The following is a 19,954-nucleotide window of genomic DNA, read 5'->3' on the forward strand; positions in this document are numbered from 1 at the left end:
GATAAAACGGGTGTTGACCTGCATCCAGTGAATCAATACAGGCATTCAATGCAGACAATAACAGCGGTGCGATGCCGCGTAACCTAGCAGTTCTGATAGTAGGCAGGTTGTCAGTTAAGGCGTAAAAAGTAGCCATCGATAACAGTCAAATTTTTTGCTGTACCAGTGAATTAACTGGCGCCAAGACATGCAAATAAGGGAGTCCAAGTAATGGCTATTGCGCTACCCCCGCCGAAGGTTCCCGGCTTAGGACCGGATAACGCGATTGATCTGGATGATTTAGGCAGTGCGGACCTTGAAACCTACATTGACTATCCCGAGATAGCAGAAGGCGATCAATTCTGGCCCAATTGGCGTGGATGCGGACCGCTCGGCGATGTCGTCGACCAATTTGAAAACCTGGTGACGATAAACCCCGGTGATTTGCGACCCGAAGGCATGCCGATCAGCATCGCCAACGATCTGCTTGTAACCCTGGATCAGGGCTGGGTGTTTTACTCGTACCAGATGGACGATCCGTCTCAACCGGATAATCGGGGAGAGGAATCGCTGCGCCGGTTTTTCTACGTGGGCAAACGACCGTCGATGACGACGGAGTTACTCCCGGCGCCTCAGTTCAAGGAGTCCCATGATCTGTGTGTGGATCTGTCGCTGGTGGAGGCTGGGGGAGCGACCATCGTGACGTTGGCTTATCAGGCGATGTCGGCAGGCGATGTGGTGACGTTTACCATGAAGATGTTTTTTGATGACGGTATTCCCTGGGACGACTTCATCCGCACGAAGACCTTGACGAAACTCGATATCGGGCAACCGCTGCAATGGACAGTGCCACGTAACGAGCTGGAAATCATTGACGGGGGCTCCGTGCAGTTGAGCTACGGCATCGTCTATGCCACCCCGACGGTCTCCACTCCCTCAGCTGAACAAACACTGCGCATCGTTACACCGGTGACCTCATTGCTGCCGCCCCTTGAAATCAAGGGCTTTAGTGGCGACATGCTCGACCCCGAGGCGCATCCCGATGGCATCACGCTGAGCATCAAACTGTATCCAGGTATCTCGGTGGGCGATGACCTGGTGGTGTACGCCTTGGGCGACACGCGCGTTATAAAGGCACTGCGGGTTGATCCGTCGACGATTGATGGCGAAATACTTGAAATCCACCTTGAGTACGAATGGTTAGCGGCCAACAACGGCAAACTGGTGAGCCTGATGTATCAGTATGCCCGGGTCGGCAGTGCAGGCACCTCGATGCCGTTGTCGCTGATGTTGCGCGTGCCCCTGTATTTGCCGCATCCCATTGTCGAGGGGGTGATACCGGATGGCGATCCAGATGAGTACAAAGGTTATTTGCTGGCCCGGAGTACTACCAGTGGCGTCTACATCAGAATTCCGGACGACGCGGTGATTGGTGCAGACGATGGGGTTCAGATGATCTGGGAAGGCTACGGTGACTTGGGGAGTTACATCGCTGACCCTACGGCGGGTAACACGAGACGCTTCTATATTCCGCCACAGTATGTACCCGCGAACCTGGGTAAACGCCTGTGGGTGTTTTATCGAGTCACCCCGCCAGGGGAAGAGCCCTTTCTTTCGAAGGTTTACAACCTGGAAATCAAGGATATGGCGAGCGGCTGGCCGACCCTCCAGATTGAAACTCCCGTTTCGCCGGGCAACAGAGTTTCTTTGGCTACTGTCCCCTCTGACGGTGTGACCTTTCGCCTGGGGTCATGGACGTTCATGGCAGAAGGCCAACGGGTGAAGATATACGCGAGTGGCGTTCTGGCGGACGGCGGAAAAGAGACCATTAACTTGCGCGAAGGCAGCGACGAGGTGATCACCGAAGACGAGTATTCCGAAGGGGAAGTGTATTCGAAACTACCCCGTGCCTTTGTGCAGCGTTTGCGACTCAATGTGCAATTCGATGTATTCGTTGAAACCAGTTTCGATGAGGGCTTCAGTTATAAGGCGTTTCCGATGATATCGCCGCAACTGATCGCGTAACCCATGGCGGGCAGTTATCCATAAGTGCTGAGGTAAAAATTATTCCGCGTGGTTCATCTCCGTCGTCTTTGACGTGGGTGCAAGATGAATCACGCCTGTGGTTGGTCTTTTACAACGACTTAATGCATGAAACGAAGGGATGCCGAACATAAAAAGTCAGTTCGCGTTCATTATCTATGTACCTATCAAATGGAGCCACTATCATGGCCGGTAATTCGTTGAAAGATTTGTTGTCGTGGATGAAAGGTAACTCGCGCATGTTGGGTTGGGGGCTCGTGGTTGCCATGGAGCGACGCAAGACGAATTTACTGTTGCTCCAGGAATATATCAGCCGTTTCGACACAGGCAGCTACTTGCCGCCCATCCGGGGTGAAGTACCGATTGTCGAAAATCAGTGGCTGGAATTTGTCCATGATTTCGTGATGGATGTGCCGGTGCTGTCGTTTGAAAATGCTGATCTCAATGACTCCAAAGCTATGTTGACCATGGGAGTCATGGACGGCAGCCAAATAACCCTTAAGAGAGAGAGCGTTGGATGGAAAGCCGTTAAAGTTGACGAGATCGACCCTCTACAAGGACCGAAGTTATATCTGGATCTGCTGCTCAATGAGGTGCCAGGGGATGTTGATGTCGATGGCCGAGTCATACTGGATTTGAGCAAAAGCGATAACTTCAGGTTGACCTTCGGCCAAACGGAGCATGAGCAACGGATGGGCGGCGATTTTTTCAAGGACTTGTTTAATCAACTGCCGGATGAGGAACGTATTTATCCGCTGGGCAAGATTGAGCGCGGAACGAATGAGTTGATGCGTCCGCAGTCATTTGCCTTGCGGACCCAGGCGAGCGGCGCGGCGGCTCGGGACCCTAAGTCTGCCGAGTACGGAGATGGCGCCATCCTGGCCTTGGTAAGGATGGAGGGGAGTGCAGGAGGAAATTTCCCAGGCGAGAACTACAAATACTTGATTCCTGATGATCAGGGGAAGGATTACTCAGCGACGGTGCTGCTCGATCGAGGTTCAATGGCGGCTCGGCTAATACTTGATGAAGTTCCTAAGCTTATCCCGAATATTGAATTTGGCTATACCTATCAAAACGGAGTGCTAAAGCGGGCGACCTCAACGGGTGGTGAATTAGCGCTGGATGGAGGAATCTATAATATCCCTTATCTCGGTAAAGAGATAGTCGTGGACATTTCGCAATTCCTCTTCCCGGCTGATTCTTCAAGTCCGTTGATTGTTGAGAACCTGGATGGGCTACTTTCAATTAGGTGGATGTCCGCGGCGACGACTAAAGTTGACGTTAGTGCTGTGGATATGAGTGTTATAGACTATTCTTATAATCTGAAGGTCGATATGGATTTGGAGGTAGAGTATGAAATGGTTGAAGTAGATGGGGGGCTGTTGTTAAAACGAACAAAATTTGAGTGCCCCCTAAAGTATAGTATTCCTGAACTGGATGAGGGGCTTAAGGAGGGGATAATTGAGTTTTGGTTATTTTTTATAATACACTTGTTTCTTCCGCTTTGGCTCCCCGGCCTAATGGCCACATTGCTGCTGGGTCGCATCAGAGGAATCTTGAAGGTTACACTTAATTCGGACTTTACGATCACCGAGGCTGTCAGAGAAATAGTCAAACTAAAGTTCGGCCAAGTCATACAAGGCGAAAGAATCCATGCGCCTCACGACATCGGTTTCTTCGGCCGCATCAACCCCACCCAGACGTCTTTCGTGGTCAGCCCGATGCAACCGTTGATCAAGCAGGGTGGCACGCTGCAATTCGCCACTGACCCTGTCGTGACAGGCCTGCAATGGAAGGTCGAAAACCTGGTTGAAGGGCCGGGTAATCCAGGAACCATCAACAACAGTGGCATGTACCAGGCCCCAGCCGCCGCTTCGATCTCTGGGCGCTTCACCCGGGTTCGAGTCACCGCAACGGCCCCGGACCGCGGGTACCACAGCTCGGCCCTGGTAACGGTGGTGGTCGGCGAGCTGTCCGTCCACCCCTTGATCCAGATCTGCGAAATCGGCACCACGGTCGAACTGGCGGCCGGCCTTCTGGGCGAGGGCACGCTCAGTTGGTCGATCAAGAATCCGGTGTCGGGTGAAAGCGGCGAGGTGCGGCCCAGCGACAAACCCGAGGGCGATCATACCTATCACCACGGGCCGGTCGTAAGCACTAAAACCTATGTGCTCGATGAGATAGAAGTTAAAAAAACCGGGACGAATGAAACACGCTCGGTCCATGTTCTGGCGTTGCAGAAAGCATCCGGGGCCACGGTGAAAATAGTCAGCACTGACGTAGCGCAAGGGCGAGTACAACTACAAGCCATCGTCAATGGTTCGACGATGGACGCCGAATGGAGCCTTCCTTTGGGCGGCCCAGGTTCGATTGATCAAACAGGCTGCTATCAGTCGGCCGCAACGGCCACCGAACGATTCGCGCTGATTTTTGCAGTGGTGGACGGTGGTGCATTTGGCACGTTCGAAGGCCATCTGATTTTGCCTCTGCCCCTGGTCGAGCTGCCGCAACTGCTTGAAAAGTTGAGTGAGTGAATAGCGAACATCGAGCAAACAACTTCGTGTTCATTGTGTATGTACCTGTCAATTGGAGACTGTCATGGCCGGTAATTCGTTGGAAAGTTTGTTGGCGTGGATGAAAGACCACTCCCAGATGAGGGGATGGGACCTCATCGTCGCGCTGGAAGGACGCAAGACTAACCTTGGTTTACAGCAAGACCATATCATTCGATTGAGTCAGGGCACTGATTTGGGGAATATCTCGGGTTCCTTTGATATTCCAGGGACCAATATTACCCATTACCTGTCAGGTTTCAGGCTGGCTGCACCGGCGCTGTCCTTTGAGCACGCTTCCCTTCAGAGTGCAAAGACAGCCTTGAGCGTGGCGGTGGTCGGGGGCACCCAGATGACGGTGGAAACCGTCCAGGGCCAAAAAAACATCACCCGCCTCAGCGCCCTCGATCCACTGGACGGCTCGCACCTGACGCTGGACCTGCCCATCGGGGCGGATTCGCGAAGTGTTCACTTGGACCTGGCGAACAGCGAGGACGTGTTGCTGACTTTGTTCAACACGCCAAATGAACAACGTGAAGCAGGGAAGCTTTTCAAGGACTGGTTCGAGACACTGGACAACGACTCGCGGGTTTACACCTTGGGTACGTTCCCGGGTGAGGGCAATCCGTTGATGCTCACCCGCAGCATCGATGTTCGAACCCAGGCTCGCGACGGGCAGGAGCTGTCACCGCAAGCCCTCAACGAAAACGGTGCCGTGCTCTTGTTCGCGAGCATGGTGGATGGCGGCTTGGGTGATTTTCCCGGGGATGGTTCGGGTTTCAGGTACTTGATTCCCGATGATGATGCGCAAAACACTTACTCGGCGACGGCGCTGTTTTCCTCAGGATTGATCCACCGCGCTGCGTTCGGTCATGCCGTCCTGCAGCTGCTCGATAATGCTGAATTCGAGCGCATCCTCGACGAAGAGGGCTTATTGGCAAAAATGGTGGCCAAGCGCGGTGTCCTGCAGGCAACGGCAGGCACTTACCAGAGCCTTGACTATCAGTTCGAGTCCGAGGCCTTCAGCCTTCCGGCCACGGAAGGGGCATTGCCGCTAACCGTGGAGTTTGCTCCGCGCGAAGTGATTCAACGCTGGCACAGCACCTTCACACTACCGTTCAGATATCGCCCCGTAGGGGGCACAAACTGGAACACCTATACAGCCACCTTCAACATCAACCTGCAACACAAGTTCCACTTGTCGGCGGATGAATCCGGTGTTTCGGCGATGGAAGGTGAATTGTTCGTGCCGTATGGCAATAGTCAAGAGGTGAGCCACGTCTCCGGGCTTCCTGGCACGATTGGGTCCGCCGAACTGGAGCAGATCAAGGACTTCGTCGCGTTCACCGTCAAGCGGGCACTACTTGAGTCGTTCTCCAATACGCTGACGACAACAGCGTCCGACACCTTTGTGAAGGGCGTCGATATCGTGGGCGGCAGTACCTTGCATCCGTCCCACGTTGCCTTGCCCCTTGACCTGGCAATGTTCGGCCAGCTCCAGTCGGCCGGTTCGTCATTCTCGATTGTCCAGCCGCAACGCCCGATAGCGGCCGGCAAGTCTCTGCAATTGACCACGGCACCTGTGCGCACTGATCTGCGTTGGGCAGTGGAAAACCTTTCGGGGGGCGGCAACCCGGGCACAATTGACGAGCAGACAGGCTTGTATCGAGCACCACCTGCCCATGCGATGACCGATACCTACAGCCAGGTATTGGTCGTTGCCACCGACGGGCTCACAGGCGAGAAAAGTGCAGCATTGATCAGGGTCCAGGCGAACCCGATTACCATCAATCCGCTGATTCAGATGTGTTACTACAGCCAGCAGGTCGAGTTGTCGGCGGGTCAGCTGGATGGGAGCACGCTGAGCTGGTCGATCAAGAACCCTGTTCCGGGCGAAAGTGGCGAACTGGTGGTCAGTGACAAACCTGGTGGTGGTCGCACTTACATCGCCGGCCCACAGGTTGCCAGCAAAACCTATGTGCTTGAAGAAATAGAGGTTAAAGACAGCTCGGGCACTGTAACCCGGTCGGCCTATGTTCTGGTGTTTCAGAGAGAACCCGGAGCCACGATAAAGCCTGTCGAGAATTCAAATCTGCCAGAAGGCCAGATTCAGTTGCAGGCCTTTGTGAACGGTAACCCTATCGACGGCCAATGGTCACTCCGGCTCGACGGACCGGGATCGATCGATCCTTCTACCGGTATATACAGCGATAACCCCTCGGCCAAAGAGCGGTTCGTTCTGATTACTGTGTTAGTGGACGGTGGTGGATTTGGCGAGTTCGAAGGTCATATCGTACTGCCACTACCGCTCACTGATTTTCCCACCGTACTGAGTGCACTGGCCAAATAACGATTTGGTTTAACTGAAGTAATACCTGGATTTTTTTTGCTTTGTTTTTTAAACAAGGGCGAGGGCGCTATCATGTCTGTTAATTCGCTGAAAAATTTGCTTGAACATATGAGAAAGGGCTCGGTCACCCAAGGCTGGGGTGCTGTTTCGACCTTCAGTCGCAGCCGGCTCAATCGTTTGCTGGAACAACAATATATTGAGAAATTCAACGGTCAAAATTTCCTGCCTCCTGTCAAGGGGCATATAGTTTTAAGTGAAGCGGGGAATGATTACGTTGAGTTGAAAAACATTGCCTTAGGCCAACCGTTGTTGTCGTTCAACACCGCCTCACTGACTAACCCCACCGCGGTGTTGACGATGAACATCGTGGCCGGTGGTTATACCACGTGGCGTCAAAGTCCCGGTGCTTCGAAAAAACTGCTGTCGGCGTTCACTGTCACCGAGCAGCAGGGTTTTAAACTGGAAATGGATATTGACCTGTCCCTGGTGGTCGGAGAAGTCGACAAGCAGGGCAAGGTGAAGTTGAACTTGTCCCAAGGGGCCAATGTCCGGTGCAATCTGGCGGGTAATGACGAGCAGGCGAATAGCCGGTTGGCTGCATTCTTTAAACAAAGCTTCAAGGACTTGCCGGCGCATCGAAGTGTCTTTCAATTGGGGATGCTTGATCTCAAAGGCTACAACCACCTGACACCTGCCTCGTTTCGTATTCTCACCCAAGCGGCGCCAGGTGCGAAGGTCAGGGGCGCGTTGAACTATGGCGACGGTGGCGTGGTGATTTTCATCCGGCTGCGAGGTAATACGGCAGAAGGTCGCTTTCCGCCAGACAATAGCTTTCCGTACTTGATACCGGATAATCAGGAGTCAGATGGCAGCGATCGCTATTCGGCTTCATTGGTTCTCTCCGAATCGATGATTCGTTATGTCGAGAACAATCAGCTGGATGTGCTCAATAACTTGCTCTTTCCTGGCGGTAACGTTTTCGAAGAGCGTGAGCGACATGAGCCTCGCGACCTGGCGGTGTTCGGCAATATCAATGCGAAGCAGACCCGCATCGCTCTGGAACCCGCTTTCAAGACCCTCAAGGCTGGAGACACACAACGCTTCACGCTACGTGACTGGAAGGGGAATGTGATTCAGGCCAGCAGCTGGCGAGCGGTCAGCTTGCAGAGTCATACCGCCGCGGGACATGGCACGATTGCCAATGGACTGTACACCGCTGCCTCGAAAGCCCTTATCGGGCATGAGTCGCTGCATGTGGTGGTGACCGCCGAATACATCAATGCGGGTATTACCTACACCGCTTCGGCTCTGCTATTGGTGGCGTACGACAGCATGGTGGTTGCGCCGCGAGTGGGTACCTACCCGACTGGCGTGCAATCGCAGCCCATTGTATTGACGGCATCGACCCTGAACGATGCTGGCGTGACCTGGGCATTGCGTGCGCCCGAGTATGGCGCGCTGGTGCAGAACGGTAATCAGGGCGCGTTCACCCCCGATGCCCGCGCAAGAGCCAAAGGCCTGGCTGTTCAGCAGGTTGATGCCATGGGCGCCGAGACCATGCACTCATCGTTGCTGCTGGTGAATGCACAGCAACTGCTGCGGATCAATCCTGCTTATATTCCGGCGGTCAGCAAATCCGCGGAGGTACAACTGACGCAGGATGCCACGTTGTTGCCGGGCGTCCCCAGACGCTGGAAGGTCATTAGCGGGGGAGGCACTGTCGACGCTACCGGGCTGTTCAAGGCACCCGCGCAGGGCACGACGTCCAGCAGCGTCGTGCAATGCGAAATCGTGCGTAATGGCGTGGTTTTCTCCAGTGGCTACAGCGTTGTCGATTTTTCCGAACTGGAAGTCGAGCCCGGCTGGAGACAGCTTTCGCAGTTCACCATCAAGGTGCCGGGTGGGCTTGATCAGGGGCGCCTTGGCTCGCTGTATACCAATGGCTATCAACAAGTCAGGGCTCAGATTCTCGTCGAGACAGTCCAGGTTGACGGTGTTGCCTATCCGCTCAGCGTGATTGAAAAGGCCAGCATGCGGCTGGTGGACGAATACTCGAAAGCCGAAATTCAATTTGTGGATGACGCCCTTGACGGTATTCCAGAAGCAGATGACCAAGTGTGGCGCACCCGTTTGATCTCCAATCGCTTCGAACTGGCCGTTCCCAGAGCTGCGGAACCGGATAACCCAATCACTGCCGCCCTGGCCATCAGTCTGCAGGATGTTTACCTCCATACCCGGGAGAGAGCAGGCGCGGCGGCAACCTTTCATGTGACGTTCCAGGCGGACAGTGACGACAGATGGTGGAAATCGACTGACATAACCGACATCAACAACAAGATCGATATCACGCCGCTGGCCATTCCTGATTTCCAACCAGCCGACTACACCTTCGAGCGGGTAAGAGTTGACGGAGGGTCGGGCGGCCCGGGTGATCCGGAAGACGATGATTTTGACTTCCATTTGCGTACGGTCGATTACTGGAAGTTGCGATATACGGGTGTCCCAGGGGCACCTGGGACGACGTTTGAGACGATGGAGTTGATGCCTATTAACGGAAACGAGATCAATACCTCGACTATTCGTTGGGAGAGCGAGCAACTGGCTGAAACGATGTTCAGTTGGACGGGGTATGTTTTTCAGGATCCGCACAAGGCCGATGATACGAAGAAAGTGCAGTTTGATCAGGTCGTCAAGGATGTAGTGAAGTCAGAGTCACTCGATGTGAACGTTAATCAGTCGGTGTTTGAAAAAGGACTGCTGGTCATCAGTTTGCACCGTTCCGATCGCGTGAAATATGTGAGGCCAACGGATCCTTCGCGAAGAAAGTTGTCGCGGGATTTGGCAGTCGTGCTGATTGATAAACGTGGGAATGCGCATAAACGGCGAATCTCTTTCCTGCCCTCCAGTGTAGTGGGGGATCGCAACAGGTTGGTACATACGCTGTTTACTCCCGCCCTCTAATGGGGCATGTCTGGCTGATAAGCCATTCTGACGTCCGGTACTAATGGGCGTCAGAAGTGCCTGGAAAGATGAATTAATTAATGTAAAGGAGTGGTGTCATGAAAATTTTTAAAGTGTTTGCAGTAGGTTTGATGATTGCAGTCTGCGGACTTCCCGCGGCATACGGCGCTACGCAAGCTGCAGCGGTTATGCCGGACGGGGTTATTGCGTTCGCTGAGAAATATGAGAACGGCGCGCCCGGAGGCGATCAGTGTTCGATCGCTGCCAAAACGGATTTCTATAATATGAATTATCATGGCTGCAAGAATGACCAGATGACGTATTTTCGCCTGGATAATGTCCCGTCGGCCACTGTATTTAAACTGGAATCAGAAAAGTGCAGTGGGAGCACGCAAGAGTGGAGTTTTACAGTGAGGAGTATCATCCATCCTACTACAACGGCGTGGGTGTCCATACCAGATCTTGCAGCTAAAGAGGTGGGTGCGATTGTGACTAAGGGGATGAGGCTTGAGGCAAAGAAAACCAATACTTCTGTGCCGTTCAAAGGGAAGTTAAGTTGTGTCAGGATTACTCGCTCGAGTTTGCCTTAAAGAAAGTTGGTCTGTATATGATTGTTTAAGTTCAATAACTACTGTGCGTGGCAAGTGATCGCTTCTTGCTTGCCATGTAATGTGCGAGGTTTATATCAACATGACTGCTTCTACTTCCGTACACTCCAACGCCTTCAACTTCATGAGTTTTCTGCAAAACGGCGTTGACCCACGCACCGGGCAATACACGGTAGCAATCAACTTGCCCGACGTTAAAACCAATGACCTGCAAGGCCCGGGTGTTCCGCTGGCCTTGACCTATAACCCGCTTAATCAGCAGGACAGTGGCTACGGCCATGGCTGGAACCTGCAACTGTCGCAATACACGCCCGGCAACCAGATCCTGTCGCTGAGCACCGGCGAAACCTTCAAGGTCACCGGCAGCGACAGCGTCACTGGCCAGTTGACCATGAAGGAAAAGAAACTCGACAGCTTTCATTTCTATCCGGAAGGCAGCACCCGTTACCGGGTCGTACACAAGTCCGGCCTGGTCGAGATCCTTGAAGTGCGCGGCAGCGCTCAGAACCGGGTGGCGTTGCCCGTCGAGATTCATTCGCCCACGGGGCACAAGGTCACCCTCGACTATAAGGCGTTCAGCGGCACTCACCAGCTACTGGACTGGATCAAGGATGATTCGGGCCAGACCTTGCTGACAGTTAACCGCCAGAGTACGTCCGTCGAGGTGTTGCTGCAGCCGTTCGGCGGGCCAGACGGCGGGCCGTTGGCGCGCTTCGTCATGACCCTGGAGGGCTCTGACAAGCAGGTGACCCGGATCACCCTGCCCACCGAAAACCAGGCGTCCTGGCGCTTTGGCTACACCCTTATCCAAGATCAGCTGTGCATGAGCAGGGTGGAAACGCCCACCGGTGGACGTGAGGAAATGCTCTATCAAGACCTCGGTCACCAGTTCCCGGCCGGCAGCGGTCGCTCGGCCCTGCCACGGGTGACAAAGCATCTGACTTACCCGGGGTTTGACCAGCCGATGATCGAGGTTCGGTACACCTACCCGCAGGAGAAAAACTTCCTGGGCTTCGGTCTTCCCCTGGCGTGGGATGATGACGGCCTCGACAACCTCTACAAGTATATTGGCGCTTACGAATATGCAAGCGTCGAAACCCTGTACATCGGCGAACAGCCGGCCCGCAAAATCGAGCGAAAGTTCAACCAGTTCCACCTGTTGACCACCGAAACGACCACCCGGAACAACAAGGTCGAGACGGTCGAAACTACGTATTACCTGACGCCGAACGTCGCGTTCGACCAGCAGCCCCGGTACTGCCAGTTGCCCAAAGAAGTCAAAACCACCTGGTCGTTGCTCGATAATCCGACCCAGCGGCGCAGTGAAGCCGTCAGCAGCACCTACGACAACCACGGCAACCTGCTGGAGCAGACTCAGGCCAACGGCGTGGTCGAAACCAGCGCCTGGTATCCCGCCGCGGGCGCCGATGGCTGTCCGGCCGACCCCGAGGGCTTTGTGCGCCACCTCAAGGAGCAGACCGTGACTCCGGCGTCGCCTGCCGGCAACGCCCCGACATTGCGTACCCGCTATCGCTACAAGGCCTTACCGCCGCTGGCCGGCAGCCCGCTGGAAAACTGGATCACGGTCGAGAGCCAAACCCTGGTGCAGGTACAAACCAGCATCGCAACCGAGCTGGAGCGTACGCTGTTCGAACACAGCAATGCTCCGAGTGATGCGTTTCTGCATGGCCGTGTCACGCGCCAGACGGCGACCCTGAGCGGAAAATCCACGACGACCGACTATCGCTACAGCAAGCTCGACAGCCCCGACTTCCGGGAAAGTGTGCTGCAGACGGTCGAGACTGTGACCGGTTTTGACCACGAACAAAACGGGAAAAACGTACAAAAAATCATCACCCTTCAGCATTCGCTGCTCAACGGCGAGCCACTGCTCAACCGTGACGACAACAATGTGGAAATCCGATATACCTACGACGCGCTGCGGCGGGTGGTTCGCGAAACCGTCGCGCCTGGCACGGATTACGCCGCCTCTCGTCGCTATGAATATGTTCTTTGCGCGAATACTGACGAACAGGCCGAACAGTTGCTGTTTGATGTCAAGGACGTGAAAACCTGCACGAAGTTCGACGGGCTCAATCGGGCTGTTTACGAAGAGCGGGAAAACGCCGATAACCGTGCGCGCGCCAATGAGCTGCGCCAGACCTACGAGGCGACTTACGACGAATTTGGCCATCTGCGCAAAGAGGTCGAGTACGACTGGCTGGAAGAACAAGCATTGGCCTTGACCACGCAATACGAGTACGACGACTGGGGCGTGCAACGCTGTGTCACCGGCCCGGACGGCGTCAAGACGTTCGAGGAAACCGACCCGATCGGAACGACCGCGTCGCGAGGCCCGATCCAGCGCAGTTGGCGTGAAGGCGTCCTGCCCACTCCGAAGGTCACCGGCGTCACCGAGACCTGGATCAACCTGTTCGAGAAGCCGACCCGTACCGAACGGCTTGACCTGAGCGAACAGCGCGTCAGCCTGCATGAGTACTTTTATGACGGGCTTGGACGTACCGTCAAAGAGATCGTCGGTTTCGGCGATGTGAAGCGCGAGACGCTCTATGGCTATGACGCCTTCGACCGGATGATCACAAACACGCTGCCGGATACCGCCGTGGTTCGACGCAGCTACGCCGCGCACAGTCGTGAGGATCTTCCGGTTTCGATCAGCGTCAACAACATCGTCCTTGGGACGCAAATGTTCGATGGCCTGGACCGTATGACCCACTCGACCACGGGCGGGCGCGAGCAGGTGTTCACCTATAAACCGGGACAAACCGAACCCGACACGGTGACCACGCCCGGCGCAGAGGTCATCGAATACGACTATCAACCACAGCTGGGCAACGAGCCTGTACGGCGGCGCCTGCCTCGCATTGAAGCCAAGGGGGAGTTCGACGAGGCCACCTACGATTACGACCAGAAAAACGCACGGCTGCTTTCTTGTCAGGAACAGGGCATACACCTCACCCGTGAGTACTACAGCACCGGTGAACAGAAACGCGAGCGGCGAGTGGTCGAGGGTGGTGAATACACCATGGACTATCGCTACAGTCGCCTGGGTCGTCTGCTGGGTTACACCGATGTGCTGCGCCAGGAGCAGAGTTATCGCTATGACCCTCAGGGGCGGCTGGAGCAGACGCAACTGGGCACGACCATCTCGACATTCACCTACGACTCCCTGGGCCGCACGGCCACCATCAACACCCGCGACAGTGCCGGTGGACAAAGGGTGACTATCACGCTGCAATACGATGAGTTCGATCGGGAAACCCTGCGCGAATTCGACCTCAATGGGGTCAGGCAACAACTGACTCAGGTGTACAACGATGTCGATGGTCTGACACGGCGGACCTTGAAGGAGGGCAGCGTTGTATTACGTGACGAAAGCTATGGTTACGACCCGCGCGGCCGGTTGACCAATTACGACTGCGCTGGCACCCAGCCGCCCGTTGATCCCTACAACAAAGCCATCACCCGCCAGGTGTTCTCGTTCAGCGAACTGGACAACCTGCGCCTGGTGCTCACCACGTTTGCCGGTGGCACCAACCGTGCGACCTACACCTACGACACGGTTGATCCGGTGCAACTGCGAAAGGTGGTCAACACCCATGCGGATTACCCGGCAGAAATCCTGCTGGACTACAACGAGGATGGCCACCTGATCCGCGACGAAGAAAGCCGCACGCTCGAATACGACGCCCTTGGCCGGTTGACCGGCGTCAGCGGCTCGTCGGGTGGGACGCCGGGCAGCTACAGCTACGATCCGCTGGACACACTGGCCGGTATGAGTGACGGCAGCGGACAGGAACAGCGCTTTTACCAGGGCGATAAATTGGCCAACCAAATCAAGGGCGCCAACAGCAGCACCTTTATGCGGGGCGACGAAGTTGTGCTCGCCGAGCACCAGGCAGGTGCTGGCCCAAAGTCCCTGTTGCTGGCCAGTGATGACAAGAACAGCGTGCTGTGTGAAGTCAGCAACGGTTCGGCCAATGACATCGCTTACACGGCGTATGGCCATCGCAACGCGGAACCGGTGAGCACGCAATTGGGCTACAACGGTGAACCCAGCGAAGCGCAAACCGGTTGGTATTTGCTGGGTAAAGGCTATCGGGCGTTCAATCCGGTGTTGATGCGGTTTCACAGCCCGGACAGTTGGAGCCCGTTTGGGGAGGGTGGGGTGAATGCGTATGCGTATTGCCTGGGGGATCCGGTGAATCGGAGCGATCCGAATGGGCATTGGTCGATCTGGGGGATGTTTAAAGCTACCCGAAAATTTCTTGGCTTAAGGACATCAAGTAAAGCAGCAAATTTGGCCGCACCAGTCACGGCGCCCAATGAACAAGTCAATGCAACTATCTATTCCTTTTCTGCGTCGCACAATAAACGAAGTTCCACCGGATCACTGAGTGATATAGATTATGATATGTTCACGGAGAAATCTCGCCCTGGTTCTGTGGGGGGGGTATTGCCTACAAAAAAACCGGTTGTTAAACATCCAAGACAAGTTGAAGTGAGAACAAAGTCGTATCCAGAAACTCGAGCTCGAAATAACCAACCTCAAGAAAAGGCCAGCACCCGTCAACCTCTCACGCAGGAGATGGAAGAGGCTCTTAAGCGCCAGCTGGGTAAAAAGGAGAGGGAACTTAGCCGTATGCCAAAGGGGAAACTTGCATATGAACATATGGATGAGATACTTAGTTTGGAACAGGAGATTAGCAAGATAAGGGGTAAATTAGGCGTGTAACAACGCCAACAATGTGGCTGCGAGTAAGACTGTCATTGAAAGGCTTCTCGCCCACGCAAAAGATCACAGAAATTGGCTACCCATAGGGAAGGTCTGAAGAAGCCAGCGATTTTTGATGTCCTCTTTGTTTGAGGTTCAAAAAAGGCTGGCCTGACCGAAAGTCAGACCTTGCCTGTTCTTAATTCGTTGTTTCCCCCTTGAATGGCGCATTTCAAGAGTTTTGCCCGCATTCCACGCGTACCTCACCCGCAACCAGCAGCTGTTTTCGCATCATCCACAGGTTCGACAGAGCAAATGGTGTGGTTTGCTGAGCGATGTTTTTTAACTTTCGTATAACCAAACTGACGCTTGATCATCCGAAAAGGATGTTCGGCCTTGGCCCTGACCTGCGCCTTGGCGTATTCAATCTTGCGTCGCAGGCGACCGGTCAAATTTCACCAAATCTGGAAGTCTTTTTCAGAGTTTCCTTAGGGCTTCAATATTTCAACCCACTCACCCGCGCAAACTCCACCAACGCACTATCATGGCCAAGTCCCAACTTGTCCATGGCAGTGCGTTTTTGTCGGCTGATGGTTTTTTCGCTGCGGTTCAGTTGCGCGGCGATCTGCCGGCCGGACAGGCCCTGGACGAACAGGCGCACCACTTCCATTTCCCGTTCGGAAAGACTCACTCGCGGCGCGTCAGTGCTTGTGCGGGGCAAGGTCTGGGCTTCGAGAATCTCTGCAAAAGAAGGGCTGAGATAGCGACGCCCCTTGGCCACGGTCTGTACCGCCTGTTTCAGTTCGCTCAACGGGCTGCGTTTGGGCACAGGCCACTGTTGAGCAAGGCTTGCAGAAGAGAAGGGTTGCGCAACATGGTCATCGCGATCAGCGATACATGGCCAAAATGACGTTTCAGATTAGCCCATTAATGCAAGCCCCTTGGGAACGCGAGAATGATGCGCTGGGGCCTTGGGTTGCAATGCCGGCGCGATACGAGGGCATCGTCGCCGGCATTGCCGAGGGATTGACATCTGGGGTGTGGGCAGGGTTCAAGGCAAATGGATCAAGCCTTGTTCCAGCGCCTTGACCACTGCGGTCCAACGCGAATTCACGCCGAATTTGCGGCGAATGTTGCAGAAGTGGTAATTCACGCCGGCTTCGCTGCAGCAGAAGATCTGGCCGATTTCCCAGGAAGATTTGCCTCTGGCACTCCATTGCAGGACTTCTTTTTCTCTTTTGGTGAGTGTTATGCCTTCCAGGTGCTCGGTTCCCACTGCGTGAAGAGGGGACTGGGTAACGGAGGACCGGGCGGTGATCGGGTTCGAACGCTGCATGAAAGACTCTCCCATTTATCCATCTATGATGTGGGCGCAACGGATCCTTCCTACTTCAAACGGGCGTGGTTCGCGCGACCGGCTTACAGACACCTGTTTCGGTGCTGTGGGCTCGGGCTAGTTATAAACGGATTCAACGACCTTGGAACCTGTAAGAACTAACAGGTGCGGCACTTTAATTCAGAGGTCAAAGGCGTTTCTGTCATCCACTGACATTGATTCAAGTAGGCATATTCACCGCGTAGGCGCGACGAAGCGCCTGCTACGGAGTCAGGATTCCTTCGCCTGCACCGCTCGTCGCTTTTTGAGGAATATTTCAGGGCCGGCCGCATAAAACCTCAAACCCTGCCGATATCGGTGACAGGTCCACACAAAACACCCCAAGAGTGGCGCCCAACTGTCCGGTGAAGCACGGTCCCGTGCCTGGCAGTCTCTAGCGCAAGGATGCTCGCAGCCCTACATCTTCCGAGAGCCATCCTATGTCCCTACGAAATATGAATATCGCGCCTCGAGCCTTCCTCGGTTTTGCCTTCATTGCGTTGCTTGTTGTCGTTTTGGGCGTGTTCGCGGTGAGTCGCATGACGATCATCCGCCAGGCATCGGTTGACATGGAAAGCAACCAGCTGCCCAGCGTGAGTTACCTGGGGAGCATCACGGAAAACGTATTGCGTCTGCGCATTTTGTCGTTCCGGGTGCTGGTCAACCGTGAGGCGGCCGGTCTGCAGGAAGCTGAAACACGTATCGTCATACTGATGGACAAGGTCAGGCAGGCACAATCGAGCTACGCGGCATTGCCCGCGGGAGGCGAAGAAGCGGCGCTGTATAAGAGCTTTACAGTGACCCTGGACAGTTATCTGCAAGCGCAGAACCAGATGATGGAGTTCTCGCGCCAGAACAAAGTCGATGAGATGCGCACCTTGATCAATACCCGAATCAAGGACGGCACCGACCAGATGGGCGAGCAGCTCAACAAACTCATTGCAATCAACAGAGCCGATGCCACAAGAGCCAATACCGAGGCCGGTGACCAATATGACACTGCCAAGCACGGGATCATCGGTGTTTCAGTGGTCGCGGCGCTGATTACCGTGTTGTTGGCCTGGTTGCTCACCCGCAGCATTGTCACGCCGTTGAACAAGGCGGTCGAAGCCGCCGAAATCATTGCCGGCGGCAACCTGACCAAACCGATCATCGTCGATGGTAACGACGAACCGGCGCGCCTGCTCAGTGCCTTGTCCACCATGCAGGCCAATCTGCGCAAGACCATCGAGCAGATTGCCGGCTCGGCGACGCAACTCGGATCGGCCGCTGAAGAGCTCAGCGCGGTCACCGAGGAAGCGTCCCACGGCCTGCAACAGCAAAATAACGAAATCGAACAAGCAGCGACTGCCGTCAACGAAATGACCGCCGCCGTGGAGGAAGTGGCGCGCAATGCGGTCTCCACCTCCGAGGCGTCCAACCAGTCGACCCAGGCAGCCCGCGAAGGTCGTGACCGGGTGGTGGAAACCGTCGGTGCGATCCAGACCATGACTCAGGATGTGCAAACCACCTCGGCGATGATTGAAGGCCTGGCCGTGCAGGGCCGTGACATCGGCAAGGTACTGGACGTGATCCGGGCGATTGCCGAGCAGACCAACTTGCTGGCGCTCAACGCTGCTATTGAAGCCGCTCGTGCCGGTGAAGCCGGTCGTGGTTTCGCGGTGGTGGCTGATGAAGTTCGCGCGCTGGCCCATCGCACGGCGCAATCGACCCAGGAAATCGAAAAAATGGTCGCTGGCATCCAGAACGGTACTGGCCAGGCGGTCGAGTCCATGCAGCAAAGCAATCAACGCACTCAAAGTACCCTGGAGATGGCCCGCGCTGCCGGCGTTGCCCTGGAGCAGATCACCCAGTCGATCCACCTGATCAACGAACGCAACCTGGTGATCGCCAGCGCCTCGGAAGAACAGGCGCAAGTTTCGCGGGAAGTGGACCGCAACCTGGTAAACATCCGTGACCTGGCCAGCCAGTCCTCTGCCGGTGCCAACCAGACCAGCGCCGCCAGCCATGAGCTGTCGCGACTGGCGGTGGATTTGAATGCAATGGTGGCGCGGTTTGTGATTTAAGTTAGGGTTTAGGCTGGAGTTCGCGCAACAGGAGAGAGACATGCGCTATTCAGCCTTGACCCAACGTATTGCCGGCGACGGAGCAGCGGCCTGGCAGATTCACTACCGAGCACTTGAATTGCTGGAGCAGGGCGCCGATGTGTTGCTGTTATCGGTCGGCGACCCGGACTTCGACACCCCCAAACCGATAGTCCAGGCCGCCATCGACAGCCTGTTGGCCGGCGATACCCATTACTCGGAGGTGCGTGGCAACCGCTCGCTGCGCAACAGCATCGCCCGGCGCCATGTCCGGCGCAGTGGCCAGGCGATTGAGGCCGATCACGTCGTGGTATTGCCGGGAGCGCAATGTGCGGTGTACTCGGTCGCGCAATGCCTGCTGGATCCGGGCGACGAGGTAATCGTCGCCGAACCGATGTATGTGACCTACGAAGGTGTATTCGGCGCCTGCGGGGCCAAGGTGGTTCCGGTGGCGGTGCGTCCGGAGAATGGCTTTCGCGTTGATCCGGCGGACGTCGCGGCGCTGATCACGCCCAGGACCCGGGCGATGTTGCTCAACAGTCCGAACAACCCATCGGGAGCAAGCCTGTCGCTGCCAATCTGGCAGGCACTGGCGCGGCTGTGCATTGAGCACGATTTGTGGCTGATCAGCGACGAGGTCTACAGCGACCTGTTGTATGAAGGCGAGCACATCAGCCCGGCGAGCCTGCCGGGCATGGCCGAGCGCACGGCGACCCTTAACAGTCTGTCCAAATCCCACGCCATGAGCGGCTGGCGGGTCGGCTGGGTGATCGGCCCAAAGCCTCTGACGGAACACCTGATCCATCTGTCGCTGTGCATGCTGTTCGGGCTGCCGGATTTCGTTCAGAAGGCGGCTGAAGTCGCCCTTGATGCCGATTTGCCGGAGCTTGCGCAGATGCGTGACGAGTATCGCCGGCGTCGGGATCTGGTCTGTGCACGCCTGGCCGATTGCCCGGGTATCACTGCCGTGACGCCCGACGGGGGTATGTTTGTGATGGTCGATGTTCGTGAAACAGGGCTTGGCGCCCAGGTATTTGCCGAGCGCCTGCTGGAGGGATATGGCGTCTCGGTGCTCGCCGGCGAGGCGTTCGGCCCCAGCGCGGCGGGGCATATCCGGATTGGCCTGGTGGTGGATCAGCGGCGCCTGGCCGAGGCGTGTCGGCGGATCGTGCGGTGTGTGGCGGATTTGCAGGAACAGCGGCCGTCGGCATGATCATCGTGCGGGCACCCGTAGCAGCTGCCGAAGGCTGCGTTCGGCTCGGGCCGC

General features: G+C 55.7%; 10 protein-coding genes and 2 pseudogenes. 9 read left to right on the forward strand and 3 right to left on the reverse strand.

Annotated elements, in window-relative coordinates; translation table 11 throughout:
* Window positions 1-210 precede the first annotated feature (210 nt).
* The 6 genes from AC07W5_RS14480 (at window position 211) to AC07W5_RS14505 (ending at window position 15,249) form a co-directional block, all read left to right on the forward strand.
* Entirely contained in the window at window positions 211-2,004 is a 1,794-nt protein-coding gene (locus AC07W5_RS14480; protein WP_495023654.1) for a hypothetical protein, read from the forward strand.
* Window positions 2,005-2,207: 203 nt separating this feature from the next.
* A complete protein-coding gene (locus AC07W5_RS14485) occupies window positions 2,208-4,556 on the forward strand; it encodes a hypothetical protein (protein ID WP_495023655.1) in 2,349 nt (782 codons plus the stop codon).
* A gap of 64 nt (window positions 4,557-4,620) precedes the next feature.
* On the forward strand, window positions 4,621-6,924 hold the full coding sequence (locus tag AC07W5_RS14490; RefSeq protein WP_495023656.1) for a hypothetical protein: 2,304 nt from the start codon (window positions 4,621-4,623) through the stop codon (window positions 6,922-6,924).
* A 72-nt stretch (window positions 6,925-6,996) separates the two neighbouring features.
* On the forward strand, window positions 6,997-9,885 hold the full coding sequence (locus AC07W5_RS14495; RefSeq protein WP_495023657.1) for a hypothetical protein: 2,889 nt from the start codon (window positions 6,997-6,999) through the stop codon (window positions 9,883-9,885).
* Window positions 9,886-9,983: 98 nt separating this feature from the next.
* Complete coding sequence (locus AC07W5_RS14500; protein WP_495023658.1) at window positions 9,984-10,475, forward strand: hypothetical protein; 492 nt, start codon at window positions 9,984-9,986, stop codon at window positions 10,473-10,475.
* 100 nt (window positions 10,476-10,575) lie between these two features.
* The gene (locus AC07W5_RS14505; protein ID WP_495023659.1) at window positions 10,576-15,249 is read left to right on the forward strand and encodes an RHS repeat-associated core domain-containing protein; all 4,674 of its coding nucleotides are present in this window, start codon (window positions 10,576-10,578) and stop codon (window positions 15,247-15,249) included.
* 211 nt (window positions 15,250-15,460) lie between these two features.
* Here the strand turns inward: AC07W5_RS14505 and AC07W5_RS14510 are convergent.
* From AC07W5_RS14510 to AC07W5_RS14520, 3 genes and pseudogenes are all read right to left on the reverse strand, one after another.
* Window positions 15,461-15,671, reverse strand: a pseudogene (locus AC07W5_RS14510) (IS5/IS1182 family transposase); the annotation flags it as partial.
* A gap of 53 nt (window positions 15,672-15,724) precedes the next feature.
* Entirely contained in the window at window positions 15,725-16,057 is a 333-nt protein-coding gene (locus AC07W5_RS14515; protein WP_495023660.1) for a LuxR C-terminal-related transcriptional regulator, read from the reverse strand.
* Between the two features lie 222 nt (window positions 16,058-16,279).
* Window positions 16,280-16,564 carry a helix-turn-helix transcriptional regulator gene (locus AC07W5_RS14520; RefSeq protein ID WP_495023661.1) on the reverse strand — a complete coding sequence of 95 codons (285 nt, stop codon included), beginning with the start codon at window positions 16,562-16,564 and terminating at the stop codon, window positions 16,280-16,282.
* A 494-nt stretch (window positions 16,565-17,058) separates the two neighbouring features.
* Here AC07W5_RS14520 and AC07W5_RS14525 point away from each other — a divergent pair.
* The 3 genes and pseudogenes from AC07W5_RS14525 to AC07W5_RS14535 all read left to right on the forward strand — a co-directional run.
* Window positions 17,059-17,811 (forward strand): annotated as a pseudogene (locus tag AC07W5_RS14525) (MCP four helix bundle domain-containing protein); the annotation flags it as partial.
* Entirely contained in the window at window positions 17,806-18,669 is an 864-nt protein-coding gene (locus AC07W5_RS14530; RefSeq protein WP_494991719.1) for a methyl-accepting chemotaxis protein, read from the forward strand. The pseudogene AC07W5_RS14525 and the gene AC07W5_RS14530, both read left to right, overlap by 6 nt.
* 40 nt (window positions 18,670-18,709) lie before the next feature.
* A complete protein-coding gene (locus AC07W5_RS14535; protein ID WP_495013150.1) occupies window positions 18,710-19,900 on the forward strand; it encodes a pyridoxal phosphate-dependent aminotransferase in 1,191 nt (396 codons plus the stop codon).
* Window positions 19,901-19,954: the final 54 nt, after the last annotated feature.

This window comes from Pseudomonas sp. GW821-FHT01E05 (genome assembly GCF_059422425.1).